14 protein-coding genes are annotated in these 15,602 nt (G+C 41.6%); 9 read left to right on the plus strand and 5 right to left on the minus strand.

Going from position 1 to position 15,602, the window contains the following annotated elements:
- Window positions 1–89 precede the first annotated feature (89 nt).
- From ORH16_RS09235 to ORH16_RS09245, 3 genes are read left to right on the plus strand one after another with little or no spacing between them, the layout of a single operon-like run.
- Window positions 90–1,553 carry an NAD(P)/FAD-dependent oxidoreductase gene (locus ORH16_RS09235; RefSeq protein ID WP_265458244.1) on the plus strand — a complete coding sequence of 488 codons (1,464 nt, stop codon included), beginning with the start codon at window positions 90–92 and terminating at the stop codon, window positions 1,551–1,553.
- A complete protein-coding gene (locus tag ORH16_RS09240; protein WP_265458245.1) occupies window positions 1,546–2,808 on the plus strand; it encodes an NAD(P)/FAD-dependent oxidoreductase in 1,263 nt (420 codons plus the stop codon). Before ORH16_RS09235 ends, ORH16_RS09240 begins: the two co-directional genes overlap by 8 nt.
- Window positions 2,805–3,149 (plus strand): DUF1667 domain-containing protein, encoded by a 345-nt coding sequence (locus tag ORH16_RS09245; protein ID WP_265458247.1) that lies wholly within the window; start codon window positions 2,805–2,807, stop codon window positions 3,147–3,149. The genes ORH16_RS09240 and ORH16_RS09245 overlap by 4 nt, the downstream gene beginning before the upstream one ends.
- A gap of 88 nt (window positions 3,150–3,237) precedes the next feature.
- Here the strand turns inward: ORH16_RS09245 and ORH16_RS09250 are convergent, their stop codons facing one another.
- Complete coding sequence (locus ORH16_RS09250) at window positions 3,238–3,945, minus strand: GntR family transcriptional regulator (protein WP_265458249.1); 708 nt, start codon at window positions 3,943–3,945, stop codon at window positions 3,238–3,240.
- 136 nt (window positions 3,946–4,081) lie between these two features.
- Here ORH16_RS09250 and ORH16_RS09255 point away from each other — a divergent pair, with 136 nt between their 5' ends.
- Genes ORH16_RS09255 through ORH16_RS09265 form a run of 3 tightly spaced genes read left to right on the plus strand, consistent with a single transcriptional unit; the run spans window position 4,082 to window position 8,274 of the window.
- On the plus strand, window positions 4,082–5,968 hold the full coding sequence (locus ORH16_RS09255) for a beta-glucoside-specific PTS transporter subunit IIABC (RefSeq protein WP_265458250.1): 1,887 nt from the start codon (window positions 4,082–4,084) through the stop codon (window positions 5,966–5,968).
- 26 nt (window positions 5,969–5,994) lie between these two features.
- Complete coding sequence (locus tag ORH16_RS09260; RefSeq protein WP_416207850.1) at window positions 5,995–7,419, plus strand: 6-phospho-beta-glucosidase; 1,425 nt, start codon at window positions 5,995–5,997, stop codon at window positions 7,417–7,419.
- A 21-nt stretch (window positions 7,420–7,440) separates the two neighbouring features.
- Window positions 7,441–8,274 (plus strand): Cof-type HAD-IIB family hydrolase, encoded by an 834-nt coding sequence (locus tag ORH16_RS09265; protein WP_265458252.1) that lies wholly within the window; start codon window positions 7,441–7,443, stop codon window positions 8,272–8,274.
- 72 nt (window positions 8,275–8,346) lie between these two features.
- On the opposite strand, the gene nrdF is transcribed toward ORH16_RS09265, so the two are convergent.
- From nrdF to nrdH, 4 genes are all read right to left on the minus strand, one after another.
- Entirely contained in the window at window positions 8,347–9,312 is a 966-nt protein-coding gene (nrdF, locus tag ORH16_RS09270) for a class 1b ribonucleoside-diphosphate reductase subunit beta (protein ID WP_265458254.1), read from the minus strand.
- A 225-nt stretch (window positions 9,313–9,537) separates the two neighbouring features.
- Window positions 9,538–11,697, minus strand: a complete 2,160-nt coding sequence (gene nrdE / locus ORH16_RS09275) for a class 1b ribonucleoside-diphosphate reductase subunit alpha (RefSeq protein WP_265458255.1) — start codon at window positions 11,695–11,697, stop codon at window positions 9,538–9,540.
- Entirely contained in the window at window positions 11,678–12,055 is a 378-nt protein-coding gene (nrdI, locus tag ORH16_RS09280) for a class Ib ribonucleoside-diphosphate reductase assembly flavoprotein NrdI (protein ID WP_265458257.1), read from the minus strand. Before nrdI ends, nrdE begins: the two co-directional genes overlap by 20 nt.
- Before the next feature lies 1 nt (window position 12,056).
- Window positions 12,057–12,278 (minus strand): glutaredoxin-like protein NrdH, encoded by a 222-nt coding sequence (nrdH, locus tag ORH16_RS09285; RefSeq protein WP_265458259.1) that lies wholly within the window; start codon window positions 12,276–12,278, stop codon window positions 12,057–12,059.
- A gap of 442 nt (window positions 12,279–12,720) precedes the next feature.
- On the opposite strand from nrdH, the gene ORH16_RS09290 reads away from it, so the two are divergent.
- Genes ORH16_RS09290 through ORH16_RS09300 form a run of 3 tightly spaced genes read left to right on the plus strand, consistent with a single transcriptional unit; the run spans window position 12,721 to window position 15,469 of the window.
- Entirely contained in the window at window positions 12,721–13,194 is a 474-nt protein-coding gene (locus tag ORH16_RS09290) for a ferrous iron transport protein A (RefSeq protein ID WP_265458261.1), read from the plus strand.
- Complete coding sequence (feoB, locus tag ORH16_RS09295) at window positions 13,191–15,338, plus strand: ferrous iron transport protein B (RefSeq protein WP_265458263.1); 2,148 nt, start codon at window positions 13,191–13,193, stop codon at window positions 15,336–15,338. The genes ORH16_RS09290 and feoB overlap by 4 nt, the downstream gene beginning before the upstream one ends.
- Window positions 15,338–15,469 carry a FeoB-associated Cys-rich membrane protein gene (locus ORH16_RS09300; protein WP_265458265.1) on the plus strand — a complete coding sequence of 44 codons (132 nt, stop codon included), beginning with the start codon at window positions 15,338–15,340 and terminating at the stop codon, window positions 15,467–15,469. Before feoB ends, ORH16_RS09300 begins: the two co-directional genes overlap by 1 nt.
- Window positions 15,470–15,602: the final 133 nt, after the last annotated feature.

Genomic DNA, 15,602 nt, shown 5'->3' on the forward strand with positions numbered 1-15,602 from the left:
TGAGAGTATAGCGGCATTCACCAAAAAAACTTGGTGTTTGTTAGCTGTACTCTTTTTTTCGGATATTTTTAAGACAGGGGGAAGGAAAAATGTACGATGTAATAATCATTGGCTGCGGAATTGTCGGCGCTTCAACCGCCTATGAATTAAGTAAGTACCAGTTGAAAACTCTAGTCCTAGAAGCTGAAGATGATATTAGTTTAGGTCAAACGAAGGCCAATAGTGCAATTATGCACGCCGGCTATGACCCAGAGCCGGGAACGTTGATGGCTAAGTTAAATGTTGAAGGTGCTGAGCTTTGTAAAGAGTTGTGTCAAAAATTATCAGTTCACTATCATCAAATCGGTTCTTTAGTTGTTGCCTTTGCAGAAGATGAACTGCCTACCTTACAGGAATTGTTGGAGCGGGGCCAGCAAAATGGTGTCAAAGATTTACGAATTATTGACCAAGCAGAATTGCGGGAAATGGAGCCGAATTTGTCACAGGAAGCATTAGCCGCTTTGTGGGCACCGACTGCAGCCGTGATTAATCCTTGGGAATTGTGTATTGCCTTAGGAGAAACGGCAGTCGTTAATGGCGTCGAGCTGTCCTTAAACCAGCGGGTACAAAATATTGAAGCAATAACTGGTGGCTACCGCATCACAACGGAAACAGATAGCTTTGAAACGCGTTTTGTTTTTAATGCTGCGGGTGTCCATTCTGATTTGATTCATAACTTAGTGGCCGAACCTAGTTTTAAAATCACACCGAATCGCGGGGAATATTTTTTATTGGATAAATCAGAAGGGAATGTCGTCAATACTGTCGTCTTCCAATGTCCTTCAAAGGTCGGCAAAGGCGTGTTGGTTTCTCCGACGGTTTATGGCAATTTAATTGTCGGGCCTAACTCAGAAGCGGTCCCGACGGAAGAATTAGATACTGGCCTAGATACGGCCAATACAGCGGCCGGCATGGAACAAGTAGCGGAGCTGGCAAAACGCTCTGTACCGGATTTAAATCTGCGGCAATCGATTCGCAATTTTTCTGGAGTCAGAGCGAACAGTACCGCCAGCGATTTTATTATTCAAGAAGCGGCACCGGGCTTTATTGATTTGGCCGGTATTAAATCCCCCGGCTTAACTTCGGCTCCAGCGATTGCCAAATATGGCATAAACTTGTTGGAAGAAGCTGTCGGAGAACAATTTGTTGAAAAGGCTGGATTTATCGATGAACGGCAACATGTGATTTTCCAAAATCTGACCTTGGCTGAAAAAAATCAATTGATTAAGGAACAACCAGATTACGGTCGGGTGATTTGTCGCTGTGAAACGATTACCGAAGGAGAGATTAGAGCAGCGGCTCATTCGCCGATTCCCCCGGTTTCTGTTGATGGGATTAAACGCCGCTGTAATACTGGTATGGGGCGCTGTCAGGGTGGATTCTGCGGGCCTCGTGTGGTAGAAATTTTAGCGGATGAATTAGGTGTCTCGCCATTAGATATTTATCAAGATCGAAGGGGCAGCTTTATTTTAGAAGCAGCCACCAAAGAAGCGGAGGTGACTGAGCATGCATGATTTAATCGTGGTTGGCGGCGGGCCCGCTGGGTTAGCAGCAGCTTATGCAGCCTATCATAAAGGATTGAAAGACATTGTAATTATTGAACGGGATAAAGAATTGGGCGGCATTTTGAATCAATGTATTCATAACGGCTTTGGCCTTCACCAGTTTAAAGAAGAATTGACCGGCCCTGAGTACGCCAATCGGTTTATCGAGATGATTGCGGCAACTGAGGTGGAAGTTTTGACGGATACGATGGTTTTAGAAGTCACACCGGAAAAACAAGTCCACATTGTCAATCAAAGCGGTGGCTATCAAATTTTAGAAGCGCAGGCGATTGTGCTCGCGATGGGCTGCCGGGAACGAACTAGAGGTGCCATCGGCATTCCTGGAAGTCGACCAGCCGGCATTTATACCGCCGGTGCCGCTCAACGCTATGTAAATATGGAGGGCTACTTAGTCGGGAAAAAAGTAATGATTCTCGGTTCTGGCGATATCGGTTTGATTATGGCTCGCCGGATGACCTTAGAAGGGGCAGAGGTGTTGGCCTGTGTTGAAGTGATGCCTTATTCCGGCGGCTTAACTCGAAATATTGTTCAATGTCTGGATGACTATGATATTCCGCTCTTTTTATCCCACACAATTACTGATATTCGTGGAAAAAATCGTGTGGAATCTGTTGTAGTGGCGGAAGTCGATGAAAATCGCCAGCCAATTGCTGGCACCGAACAAGTCTTTGAATGTGACACCGTCTTATTGTCAGTTGGCTTAATTCCAGAAAACGAGTTAAGCAAAGGTGCCGGTGTGGTTTTAGATCGCCGAACCAATGGTGCTATCGTCTATGAAAATATGGAAACCTCGATTCCCGGTATTTTTGCCTGCGGAAATGTAGTGCATGTTCATGATTTAGTCGATTTTGTGACAGAGGAAAGTATCAAGGCGGGGGATGCTGCTGCCGATTATGTCTTAAATCAGGGAGACAGCGCTGAAGGCGAATTGCTCACCATTAAAAATGGTGAGCATGTGACCTATGTCGTGCCGCAAAAAGTTCGGGCAGATCAAGTTGATAAGCGGGTGGAGTTGTCCTTTAGAGTCAATAAAGTTTACGATGACAGCCTGATTACGATTCAGTCTGATGGAGAAGTCTTGGCGAAATTCAAACGGACCTATATCGTACCTGGAGAGATGGAGAAGGTTAAATTGAGCCGCAAAGTCATCGACAAAATTCACAACGGCGAAGTTGAGATTTGTGTAGAGGAGGTCCAAGTATGAAACAGTTTATTTGTATCATGTGCCCAAAGGGATGTCATCTTTCCGTCGATGAGCAAAATGATTATGCGGTGACTGGCTATAGCTGTGCCAAGGGCATTAAATATGGCAAGGCGGAGGCGACAAATCCTGTGCGGGTAGTGACGTCAACTGTGGTTGTCGAAGGTGGTCAACGCAACCGTGTACCGGTTAAAACAGCAGATGGCATTCCGAAGACCGAAGTGATTGATGCTATGAAGGTCATCAATCAAGTTCATTTAAAATCGCCGGTTCACATTGGCGATGTCGTGGTCAAGGATTTACTGGGAACTGGCATCGATGTAGTGGCAACTGCAAATATGTAACTAAAAAGTGTCAGAGCCCAGCTTGTAAAGCGCCCCAATAAAATAATTAGGGCGCTGCCTGTTACAAGTTTAGCTACTGACACTTTTTTTATATTTTTCCATTACTCTGCAGGAAAAATTGCGAATGCTCGTAGTGGTAATAATTTTTGGCGAAGTCAAAGGGGTCGCCATTATTGGCATAATAAATTTCTTCAATTAATAACATCGGCGAGTTTTCCGGCAGTTCTAAATGCTGGGAAATTTCGCCTTTTGTTTTGTGAACGCTCAAGTAACGGTCGGAAAAACCGATTTGAATGTTCAAGCCATCCACCAAATATTGAAAAATCGAGCCCTCGGCAATCGACTTACTCATAAAGGTCACGACGCTTTTTTTATAATAGGACTCCTCCACACATAAAATTTGGCCATTAATATATTGGACCCGCTTAATTTGATAGACCTCATCAGCTGTGGTGCAGTGAAGATTATTGGCCACCTCTTCTGGTGCTTTGATAACTTTCACACTTAGAACTTTCGCCTGCATCTCAGCATAATCTAAGTCACCGGAAAAGCCTTGATTTTCTAAAAGAGTCAAGTAGCCAATCCGTTTTTTGCGGCGCACAAAAATGCCGCTGCCTTGGACTTGATAAATAAAGCCTCGAGATTCCAAAACTTTCAGAGTCTGTAAAATGGTGTTTTTGCTGACCTGATACTCTGTGACCAATTCGCCAACGCTCGGTAATTTGGTTCCCTGTTCTAAATCTTTTTCAATAATTTTGGCTTCAATTTGCGAAGCCACTTCTTGATATTTCAACATAATTTTCGCTCCAGATATTCAGTGAATTTATTTTAACAGAAAAAAAGGTCCTTGACAAAGTGTATGGTTACATTTATATTGTACCCATACAATATAAATTGTAAAGGTATAATTTATAAATAAGGGAGTTTTTCGATTGAGTGAGAAGGTTAGAGATTACAACAAACTTGCCAAAGACATCTTAACGATTGTCGGTGCAGAAAATGTCAGCAGCGTTTCCCGCTGTGCGACCCGTTTGCGTTTGGTATTAAAAGAGAGCAGTTCCGAAATGAAAGAGCAGCTGAGTGAATTAACGGGTGTTATCACTGCTGTTGAATCTGGCGGCCAGATGCAGATTGTTATCGGCACCCATGTGGGAGAAGTCTACGATGCGTTTGTCGGACTGGGAAATATGGAAAGTCTCTCCAGCGATGATGATGCGCCGAAGGGTTCGATTTTAAATCGGCTAATTGCTACGATGTCGGCGGTTTTTGCCCCCTTTATTTACGTCTTAGCAGCGGCTGGGATTTTGCAGGGGATTTTAATTTTAGTGACGTTGGCTTTTCCAGAATTTGCAGCGACGGGCACGTATCAGGTCTTTAGTTTTATTTCGTGGGCGCCCTTCACCTTCTTACCAATTTTTATTGCCATTACCGCTTCTCGGCATTTCAAATCCAATATGTATATTGCGATTGCTTGTTGTGCGGCCTTGGTATCGCCAACTTGGGCGGAGATGGCCGCTTCAATTTCAACCGGTGAAGTGATTACCTTCTTTAATATTCCTTTATCTGAAACGGTTTATACATCATCCATTTTACCGCCATTATTATTGGTTTGGCTTTTGTCTTATTTGGAACATTTTATTGAAAAAAGAATTCCAAGTGTGGTCCGTTCTTTGTTTGTTCCATTAATTTGTTTAGTTATTATGGTGCCGTTAACGATTTTAATCATCGGCCCGGTTTCAGCAGGTGCTGCAACAGCGATTGCCAATGGCTATAACTTCTTAGCAGAAACAGTTCCGGCTGTTGCTGCGGCAATTATCGGCGGTGTCTGGTCAGTCTTTGTTATTTTCGGAGTTCACTGGGGCGTGACGCCGATGGTCTTGGCTAATTTTGATATGTATGGCCGAGATTCCTTCCAAGCCTTTCAAACGATTGCGGTTATCGCTCAAGTGGGTGCGGCTTTGGCGGTCTTCTTGAAATCACGGAATAAAGAAATGAAGGGTGTGTCACTGTCAGCTTTTATTACCGGGATTTTTGGGATTACTGAGCCGGCGATTTACGGGGTGACATTGCGCTTGAAGCGGCCGTTTATTTACGGCTGTATCTCTGGGGCAATCGGGGCGATTGTTGCTAGCTTCTTCAATCCTTACTATTATGCTTACGCTGGCTTACCTGGACCATTGACAGTTGTGAATGGAATCAATGCTGACAATCCAAGCTCATTTATCGGTATTTTAATCGGGGCGGCAATTGCGTTAATCGGTCCAGTTGTCTTAGTCCAGCTCTTTGGTTCTGGCGAAAGCTTAGCCGACGACCAAGAACTAAATCAAGAATTAGCAGATAGCGAGCATTTGATTGCTGTTGACGGCTTGAAAACGCCAGTCTTGGCTCCTTTAGCTGGTGAAATTTTACCATTGAGTGCTGTACCTGATCCCGTCTTTTCTTCTGGTGCGATGGGTAGTGGGGTTGCAATTGAACCAAGTGATAATCAAGTCTATGCACCGTTTTCTGGCAAGGTAACGGCTGTCTTTGATTCAAAACATGCGGTCGGCTTAACTTCAAATGATGGCGTAGAACTTTTAATTCATGTGGGCTTAGATACCGTTAATTTGAAAGGGGAAGGCTTTGAATATTTTGTAAAACAGGATCAAGAAATTCAAGCCGGTGACCTGCTCTTGAGCTTTGATAGCGATGTGATCAAAACAGCCGGTTATCCTACCACAACAATTGTAGTGATTCCCAATAGTGCAGAGTTAGACGATGTGCTGGTAACTGAAAAAGCCAGCGTTTTAGCGAATGAACCAATTTTAGAATTTAATTAAAAAAATTTTCAGTGGAGGCTATACAAATGGTACAAAAAGATTTTCTATGGGGTGGCGCCTTAGCTGCCCATCAGTTTGAAGGTGGCTGGGATGCAGCCGGTAAAGGCCCTAGCGTGATTGATGTGATGACAGCAGGTGCCCACGGGGTGGCCAGAGAAATTACGGCCACAATTGAAGAAGATAAATTTTATCCGAATCAAGTGGCGATTGATTTTTATCATCAATACAAAACAGACATCGCTTTGTTTGCAGAAATGGGTTTGAAATGTCTACGGACCTCAATAGCTTGGACGCGGATTTTTCCAAAGGGAGATGAAGCAGAACCCAATGAAGCTGGCTTACAATTTTATGATGATGTTTTTGATGAGTTAATCAAAAACGGCATTGAGCCAGTGATTACCTTATCCCATTTTGAAATGCCTTTACACTTAGCTAGAGAATATGGCGGCTTCCGTAACCGCCAAGTCATCGACTTCTTCGCAAAATTTGCTAAAGTTGTCTTTGAACGCTATCAAGATAAAGTTAAATATTGGATGACCTTTAACGAAATCAATAATCAAATGGATGTTAACAATCCGATTTTCCTTTGGACTAATTCTGGCGTTTTAGTTGAAGAAGGCGAAAATGCCAAAGAAGTTATGTATCAAGTGGCTCATAATGAATTAGTGGCTAGTGCCAAAGCAGTGATGATTGGCAAAGAAATCAATCCAGATTTTCAAATTGGCTGTATGATTTCCCATGTGCCGATTTATCCGTATTCCTGTAATCCAGCTGATATTATGGCTGCCGAAGAAGCTAATCGCCAACGCTTTTTCTTTGCCGATGTCCATGTCAGAGGGAAATATCCGAATTATGCTTTAAAAGAATTTGAAAGAGAAGGCTACAATTTAGATATTCGTTTAGAAGATTTAGCAGTCTTGAAAGCCGGCACAGTCGATTACGTTGGTTTTAGTTACTACATGTCCACAGTGGTTAAAGCTGATGCAGAAAATTCTGTCGATAATAATGTGGTTAACGGCGGCTTGGCAAATGGTGTTGATAATCCTTACATTCAATCAACTGACTGGGGTTGGGCGATTGATCCAGAAGGGTTGCGCTTTACTTTGAATCGCTTATATGACCGCTACCAATTGCCATTATTTATCGTAGAAAATGGCTTTGGTGCAATTGACCAGCTAGAAGACGGTCAAGTTCATGATCCTGAACGGGTGGATTATTTAACTAAACATATTCAAGAACTACAAAAAGCTGTTGATTACGATGGCGTTGAGCTTTTAGGTTATACTCCTTGGGGAATTATCGATTTAGTTTCATTTACTACTGGCGAAATGAAAAAACGCTATGGTATGATTTATGTAGATCGTGACAACGAGGGTAACGGAACAATGAAACGCTATAGAAAGGACTCATTCGACTGGTATCGTCAAGTCATCGAAAATAACGGACTATAATTTTCTGATAAGGAGAAGCGAATGAGTAAAGTAATTTTTCTAGATGTTGACGGCACCTTGGTGGATTATGAAAATAATTTACCGGAATCAGCGGTGGCAGCGATTAAGCAGGCCCAAAAAAATGGCCATAAGGTGTATATTTCCACCGGCCGCAGTAAAGCTGAGATTTACGATGATATCTTAGCCATCGGATTGGATGGGATTATCGGCGGCAACGGTAGCTATGTTGAAGATGGCGGTGAAGTGGTTATGCACCAATTGATTTCAGCCGAGGATAATCGGGCTGTCGTTGATTGGCTGGAGGCCCGCAACTTGGAATTTTATTTAGAAAGTAACAACGGCCTGTTTGCCAGCAAAAATTTTGCCAAGCGGGGTCAACCGGTGATTCAAGAATACAGCAAACGCAAAGGCGGTCCAGCAGATAAAGAAATGACCGTGCATGATGCGTTTCCAGACATGATTTTTGATGGCGACTTGTACCGCGATGATGTTAATAAAATTAGTTTTATTCTAGATAGCTATCAAGATCATCTAGATTCGATTGAGGCCTTTCCTAATTTAAAACCCGGCACTTGGGGTGGCAAAGGGGAAATTGCTTTGTTCGGTGATTTAGGTGTCAAAGATATCACTAAAGCCCACGCCATTGATGTTTTGTTAGACCATATCGGCGCTAAACAAGAGGACACTTTGGCTTTTGGCGATGCCAAAGTCGATATCCCAATGTTAGAATACTGTGCAGTTGGTGTCGCCATGGGCAATGGCGGCGATGAAATCAAAGCGATGACTGATTACATTACTGATGGGGTTAATGAAGACGGCTTGGCCAATGCCTTTAAGCATTTTGGGTTGATTTAGAGTCAGGGCATATATGTAAATTCATACTACAAAAAAACCTTAAAGCGGAAATTTCGCTTTAAGGTTTTTATTTTATTCCAACCCAATCAAATAATCATCATCCTGCATAGCTTCAACTTCACCCAGCAAATAGCCATTTCCGACTTGTGAGAAAAAGTCGTGGTTACTAGTGCCGGTGGAAATGCCGTTCATAACAATCGGATTCACATCGTTGGCTGTGTCAGGGAACATCGGGTCCATTCCAAGATTCATCAAGGCTTTGTTGGCGTTGTAACGCAAGAAAGTTTTGACTTCCTCAGTCCAGCCTAATTCATCATATAATTCTTCTGTATAGCGTTCTTCATTTTCATATAATTCATACAACAAATCGTACATCCAATCCTTTAAGGCTTCTTGTTCGCCTTCTGGCAGCTCGTTGTAGCCTAATTGGAATTTATAGCCGATATAGGTGCCGTGGACAGATTCATCACGAATAATTAATTTAATGATTTCCGCAACATTGGCTAATTTATTGTTGCCTAAATAATAGAGCGGTGTGTAAAAACCTGAGTAAAAAAGGAAAGTTTCTAAAAAGACACTGGCAACTTTTTTCTCAAGGGGTGTGCCGTTTTTATAAATTTCATTGACCCGCTCGGCTTTTTTCTGCAAATAAGGATTGGTATCCGTCCAGTCAAAAATTTCGTCGATTTCCTTTTTGGTATTTAAGGTTGAGAAAATCGAAGAATAACTTTTGGCGTGAACAGATTCCATAAATTGAATATTGTTTAAGACGGCTTCCTCATGAGGGGTTCTGACATCGTTTCTCAGCTGTTCCATGCCGCTCTCAGATTGGACAGTATCTAATAGGGTTAAACCGCCGAAAACGTGGCCTACAGTTAATTTTTCTAAGGGACTTAACGTGCGCCAGTCATCTAAATCATTGGATAAGGGGATACGAGTATCCAGCCAAAATTGTTCTGTCAATTTTTCCCAGGTGGACTTGTCAATCAAATCTTCAATTTCATTCCAGTTAATTGCTTTATAATAAGTTTCTGCCATAATGGGGACCTCCTTTAGTCAATTGCTTAAGAAAGGAGCCTGTGACAGTAGTTTTTAACAGCCGAAATCCCGAACTATATTGTATTTGCTTCTGCGGTCCCGGTAGGTCCGAATCACAAATGAACAATACAACAATACCTAATGATTTTCACTAGATGTCCTTCGTAAAGTTCGGCTTTGTTCTAACTAATGTCACAGCCTCTTCAGTTTGTTTTTTCAAAAAGTCTAAATCACACAGCTTTCACATTGGTTGCTGCCGATTTCTTCAGCATCATCCGTAAAGGTCCGCACATAGTAAATGGACTTGACTTGCTTATTAAAAGCGTAATGACGCAAAATATTTAAATCACGGGTCGTTTGTTTGGTATTGGTTTTCCACTCGTATAAACCACGAGGGATATCAGAGCGCATAAACAAGGTCATGCTCATACCTTGATCGACATGTTGTTGGGCAGTAGCGTAAACATCAATCACCTTGCGCATATCCATATCATAAGCAGAGGTGTAATAAGGTAAGGTATCATTACTCAAATATGGAGCTGGGTAATAAATTTTACCGATTTTCTTTTCTTGACGTTCTTCAATCATGCGGGTGATTGGATGAATGCTGGCACTAGTATCATTAATGTAAGAAATAGAACCATTTGGTGCTACTGCTAATCGATTTTGGTGGTACAAGCCGTCTTTTTGAACGGCTGCCTGTAAATTCTGCCAGTCTTCAGCGCTTGGGATAAAGACTCCTTCAAACAAAGCTTTGACTTTATCAGATTTTGGCTGGAATTCACCAGTTGTATATTTATCGAAATAGCTGCCATCCGCATATTTTGATTTTTCGAAGTTATGGAAAACTTCGCCACGTTCCTTCGCCAACTGATTACTTTCCATCAGAGTCCAGTAATTTAAGAGCATAAAATAAATATTTGTGAAGTCTAAGGAATCCTCAGAGCCATAAACCATTTGATTTTTTGCGAAATAAGTATGCAGACCCATCGCACCTAAACCGATTGTATGGTTCAATTTATTGCCGTTTTGAATGGAAGGAACCGCATCAATATTGGAGGCGTCTGTAACAAAGGTCAACGCTCTGGTCATCGCCCGCACAGATTTACCAAAATCTGGGCTGTCCATCAAATTGACAATATTGGTAGAACCTAGATTACAGCTAATATCAGTTCCCATCACGTCATATTCTTGAGCATCGTTTAATAAAGACGGCTCTTGGACTTGTAAAATTTCAGAACAAAGATTGCTCATGATGATTTTACCAGCGACGGGATTTTGCTTATTGGCGGAATCAATATTAATGATATAAGGATAACCAGATTCCTGCTGTAATTTAGAAATTTCATTTTCTAAATCCCGAGCCTTGATTTTCGTTTTGCGAATATTTGGATTGTTCACCATATTGTCATATTCAGCGGAAATATCAACGTAGGAATAGGGCACGCCGTATTCTTTTTCAACGCTATAAGGACTGAATAGGTACATATCGGCATTTTTACGGGTTAATTCATAAAATTTATCCGGCACTAAAACACCAAGGGACAACGTTTTGACACGAATTTTTTCATCGGCATTTTCTTTTTTTGCAGATAAAAACATTTCGATATCTGGATGGAAGACGTTTAAGTAAACCACGCCGGCTCCTTGCCGCTGACCTAATTGATTGGAGTAGCTGAAGCTATCTTCAAATAATTTCATCACCGGTACAACACCGCTCGCTGCGCCTTCATAGCCTTTAATTGGAGCGCCGGCTTCTCTTAAATTGGATAAAGTGATACCCACGCCGCCGCCGATTCTTGACAATTGCAATGCTGAATTGATTGACCGACCAATACTATTCATATCATCGGTGACTTGGATTAAGAAACAAGAAACCAATTCCCCCCGACGTTTGCGGCCGGCATTTAAAAAGGACGGTGTCGCTGGCTGATAACGCTGATGAATCATTTCATCGGCTAAGGTTAACGCCAATTCTTCATCTCCATCGGCAAAATAGAGGGCGTTGAAGGCAACACGGTCTTCATAGGTTTCCAAATATTCTGTGCCATCATTAGATTTTAAGGCATACTGGGAATAGAATTTGTAGGCTGCCATAAAGGATTTAAATTGGAAATTTTGTTCCGCTAAAAATTGATATAATTTTTCAATAAAGGCTGGTGAATATTTTGCGATAAATTCAGCCTCCAAGTAATCATTGTCAATTAAAAACTGAATTTTTTCATTCGCAGAAGCAAAAGTTCGAGTATTCGGTTCGGCATTTTCTTTGAAGAATGCCGCCAAGGCTTCTTTATCTTTATTTAAAGGGATTTGTCCGTTAACAGGACGATTAATCTCATTATTTAATTTAAAATAGCTGACATCTTTAAGCTCTTTTAGACTCAAGTTCCATCACAACCTTCTGAAAATTTTGGACGTCTTCATTCGTGCCGCTAAACTCAAAGGCGAACACTAAGGGGACGTGGTAATCACGAGCAATATCTTTGGCGGTGTAGACAAATAAATCGGCAAAATTGCGATTGCCTCCGCCGGCAACGCCCAGCATCTGGTGGGCATTGTCTTTAAAATCAAGAAAGTCGTTCACTACCTCTGTCATTTCAATGTCATAGGTAGGAACAACTAATACAAAGGGCTCATTTATCTCAAAAAAAGGATTTGCTGGCTCAATTTCGTAAGCGGGCAAATCCAATTTTTTTATAAAACGCCGAGTTTGACCAGTTATTGAATAGTAGACAATCTTCATCTTAGCTAGCCAATGATTTTAATTGGTCAGGACGGAAACCGATAATAGCTGTGGCATCTTTAAAGGTTACCGGCACACTTTGGAAACCTTGGCCCTTTAAGAAATCAACTGCTTCAGGTTGCAAATCGATATTGATTTCTTCAAAATCAATATGGTTTTCGCTTAAAAAACGCTTAGTCATCTTGCATTGCATGCAATTATTTTTAGAATAAATTTTCACCATTTTGAAAAACCTCCACTCATTTAATGTCATATCTTAGTATAAATTCTTCTGGAAAAAAGTCAATGGAAAAACACTATATATTGTGGTGTGGATAAGTCGGAATACTAAGTTTTGTGGTTTTTCTGTTTTTTAAAGCCCCTTACATTCACGCCAATCAAGGCTTCTTCACTTTTTTCTCTGTTCATTGATTCCCTGAAAAAATTTTTTATCCACAATTTTTACCCACAAGATGTAGAAATGCCGCTTGAAAGGATAAAAAAATTTAAAAGCTGTGCACTTTTAAACTAGTAAGCGCTTTAGTATAATTAAAATCCGCTAAAATCAAGCTTAGAAATTGTACGAAATGCACAAATTAGATTGACAAAGTGAAGAAAAAAGCATAATCTAAAAGTAATTACTGAGAACGATTCTCATTATCGGATTTTGACAGGAGTGATTAATCATGAATGCTTTATTAGATATGAAGGAAAATACTACATGTCGCGTCAAAGAAATTCAGTTGGACGACAATACAACGCGCCATCTCAAAGAGTTAGGAATTGTGAGGGGCAGTAAAATTGTTATCACAAAATTGTCAAAGGATAATGGCATCGTCCTCTCACAAAATGCGCGACTGGCAATGAGTCAGCAAATTTTAGCTGGCATCATGGTGGAGGAAGCACCGACAGAAGAAACTAGCCTGCATTCCTTAGACATGCTGGCAATCGGTGAGAAGGCCAAGGTCGTACGAATTTACGGCAGCGGTGCAGTCAAGCGCCGACTGATGGATATGGGCTTAACTAGAGGCACAGAAATTTTAGTCAGAAATTTAGCACCTTTAGGCGACCCAATCGAAATTACACTACGGGGCTACCAATTGAGCCTGCGGAAAAATGAAGCCGCCCAAGTCTTAGTCGAAAGAGAGATTGGCCAATGAGAGAGATTGCTTTAGTCGGAAATCCTAATTCTGGAAAAACAAGTCTATTTAATTTAGTAACTGGTTCCAATCAAAGAGTCGGCAACTGGCCGGGGGTAACGGTTGACCGTAAAGAAGGCTTTTGGAAGGAAGACAAAGAGCTTAAAATTCAAGATTTGCCGGGAATTTATTCTTTGTCACCTTATACACCGGAAGAAATCATTGCCAGAGATTATTTATTGGCCCGTCAGGCTGATGCCATTCTAAATATTGTCGATGGCACGAATTTAACCCGCAATTTGTATTTAACTACCCAACTTTTAGAAACGGGAATTCCTGTGGTAATTGGGTTAAACATGATGGACCTAGCAGAAAAAAATGGCCAGCAAATCAATGCAGATAAATTGGCGTATGCGTTAAATACACCTGTTGTTCCAATGAGTGCCTTGAAAAATCGTGGTGTCAGTAAGGCGTTGAAAGAAGCCAACCAAGTGGCCTATCACGAGGATGCTTATCCAGTTTATAGTGATCGTCTAGAGGCAGCCTTGGGAGAAATTGCTACCATTTTAGGACAAACGGTAGCTGAGCGACAAGCCCGCTGGTATGCAATTAAATTATTTGAACGGGATATTCGCGTAAGCCAAGAATTATCCCTCAGCCAGTTTCAAACCAAAGAAATTGAAGAAATTATTGCGATTACTGAAAAGATTTTTGATGAAGACAGTGAATCTATTTTAATTAATGAACGCTATAGTTTTATTGAAGGCGTTGTAAAATTATGTTACAGCGAAGAAGCTGACATCAAAGCAACCCTGAGTGATCGGATTGACCGGATTGTTACCAATCGTATTTTAGCACTGCCGATTTTTGCCGGCGTGATGTGGCTAGTTTATTATTTGGCGATTCAAACAGTGGGTGCGATGGGGACGGACTGGGTCAATGAGGTTCTCTTTGGCGATTGGGTGCCCAACTATTTAGCCGCAGGTCTAGAGGCTGTCAATGTAGCACCGTGGCTGCAAAACTTAATTTTAGATGGTATTGTGGCTGGAGTCGGCGCTGTCTTAGGTTTTGTCCCGCAACTATTAGTTTTATTTTTCTGTTTATCAATTTTAGAAGATTGCGGCTATATGTCGCGGATTGCCTTTGTGATGGACCGGATTTTCCGCAAGTTCGGCTTGTCTGGTAAATCCTTTATTCCGATGCTTGTCGCAACTGGCTGCGGAATTCCTGGGGTAATGGCTAGCCGAACGATTGAAAATGAAAAAGATCGGCGAATGACAGTCATGCTGACTACCTTTATGCCTTGTTCGGCAAAACTGCCAATTATTGCCTTGATTGCCGGCGCTTTTTTCCCAACTAGCTCTTGGGTTGCACCTTCTGCTTATTTTATTGGTATGACTGCGATTGTGTTGTCTGGCATTGCTTTGAAGAAAACCCGTTTATTTGCAGGAGATCCGGCACCCTTTATTATGGAATTGCCAGCTTATCATCTACCGATTTTTAAAAATGTGTTGCGGCAGACTTTTGATCGTGGTTGGTCATTTGTTAAAAAAGCCGGCACAATTATCTTTGTCTCTAGTATTTTGATTTGGTTTATGATGACCTATAATTTCCAACTGCAGGAAGTGGCAGAAGGCGATAGTATTTTAGCCAGCTTAGGCCGTGTGATTGCACCGATTTTTGCACCATTAGGTTTTGGTAATTGGCAGGCGGCTGTTGCAACGATTTCTGGTTTAATTGCCAAAGAAAATGTGTTAGGAACTTTTGGAATTCTCTTTAGAAATATCAGCGAGGTCTCTGAAAATGGTCAAGAAGTATGGGGAGCATTACAGGCCGCCTATACACCAGTCGCTGCCTATGCCTTTTTAGTCTTTAATCTGCTTTGCGCCCCATGTTTTGCGGCAATCGGCGCCATTCGCCGAGAAATGGGCGATTTCAAATGGACGATGATTGCAGTTGGCTATCAAACTGGCTTAGCCTATATTGTGAGCTTGATTATTTATCAATATGGCCACATCATCTTTGAAGGCGGCAGTTTCAATCTGATGACAATCGTGGCAACCGGTTTATTCTTAGCCATGCTATATCTGATTTTCCGCAAAGAAAGAAAAGTGCCTCAAGCCATCATGAATATGGAAGACATTATTGTAGGGAGTGAAAAATAGTGGCAACTTTTATCATCGCAGCCGGTATTTTCGGTTTCGCCGGATATGTCGTCTATAAAAAAATTAAAGCTCCGAGCGATTGCGGCGATTGTCACTGCGATTGTGCGGTTAAACCGCAGGAGAAAAAATAGAAAATTGCCAGTAATCCTTGGCAGTTGAAAAAAGGAATTGAGGAGCATTTCCTCGATTCCTTTTTTGTTCTTTTGTTTTGTTTAGGTAAAGAAAGGATATCATCATAGTTAGCTAAGAGGTTGGTTTCTATAA

The sequence above is a fragment of the Enterococcus sp. HY326 genome (assembly GCF_026157065.1).
Taxonomy (GTDB): Bacteria; Bacillota; Bacilli; order Lactobacillales; family Enterococcaceae; genus HY326.

Coding starts and splice junctions, on each gene's coding strand:
- ORH16_RS09235 (WP_265458244.1), top strand. CDS start 90: ATGTACGATGTAATAATCATTGGCTGCGGAATTGTCGGCGCTTCAACC.
- ORH16_RS09240 (WP_265458245.1), top strand. CDS start 1,546: ATGCATGATTTAATCGTGGTTGGCGGCGGGCCCGCTGGGTTAGCAGCA.
- ORH16_RS09245 (WP_265458247.1), top strand. CDS start 2,805: ATGAAACAGTTTATTTGTATCATGTGCCCAAAGGGATGTCATCTTTCC.
- ORH16_RS09250 (WP_265458249.1), bottom strand. CDS start 3,945: ATGTTGAAATATCAAGAAGTGGCTTCGCAAATTGAAGCCAAAATTATT.
- ORH16_RS09260 (WP_416207850.1), top strand. CDS start 5,995: ATGGTACAAAAAGATTTTCTATGGGGTGGCGCCTTAGCTGCCCATCAG.
- ORH16_RS09265 (WP_265458252.1), top strand. CDS start 7,441: ATGAGTAAAGTAATTTTTCTAGATGTTGACGGCACCTTGGTGGATTAT.
- nrdF (WP_265458254.1), bottom strand. CDS start 9,312: ATGGCAGAAACTTATTATAAAGCAATTAACTGGAATGAAATTGAAGAT.
- nrdI (WP_265458257.1), bottom strand. CDS start 12,055: ATGAAGATTGTCTACTATTCAATAACTGGTCAAACTCGGCGTTTTATA.
- nrdH (WP_265458259.1), bottom strand. CDS start 12,278: ATGGTGAAAATTTATTCTAAAAATAATTGCATGCAATGCAAGATGACT.
- ORH16_RS09290 (WP_265458261.1), top strand. CDS start 12,721: ATGAATGCTTTATTAGATATGAAGGAAAATACTACATGTCGCGTCAAA.
- feoB (WP_265458263.1), top strand. CDS start 13,191: ATGAGAGAGATTGCTTTAGTCGGAAATCCTAATTCTGGAAAAACAAGT.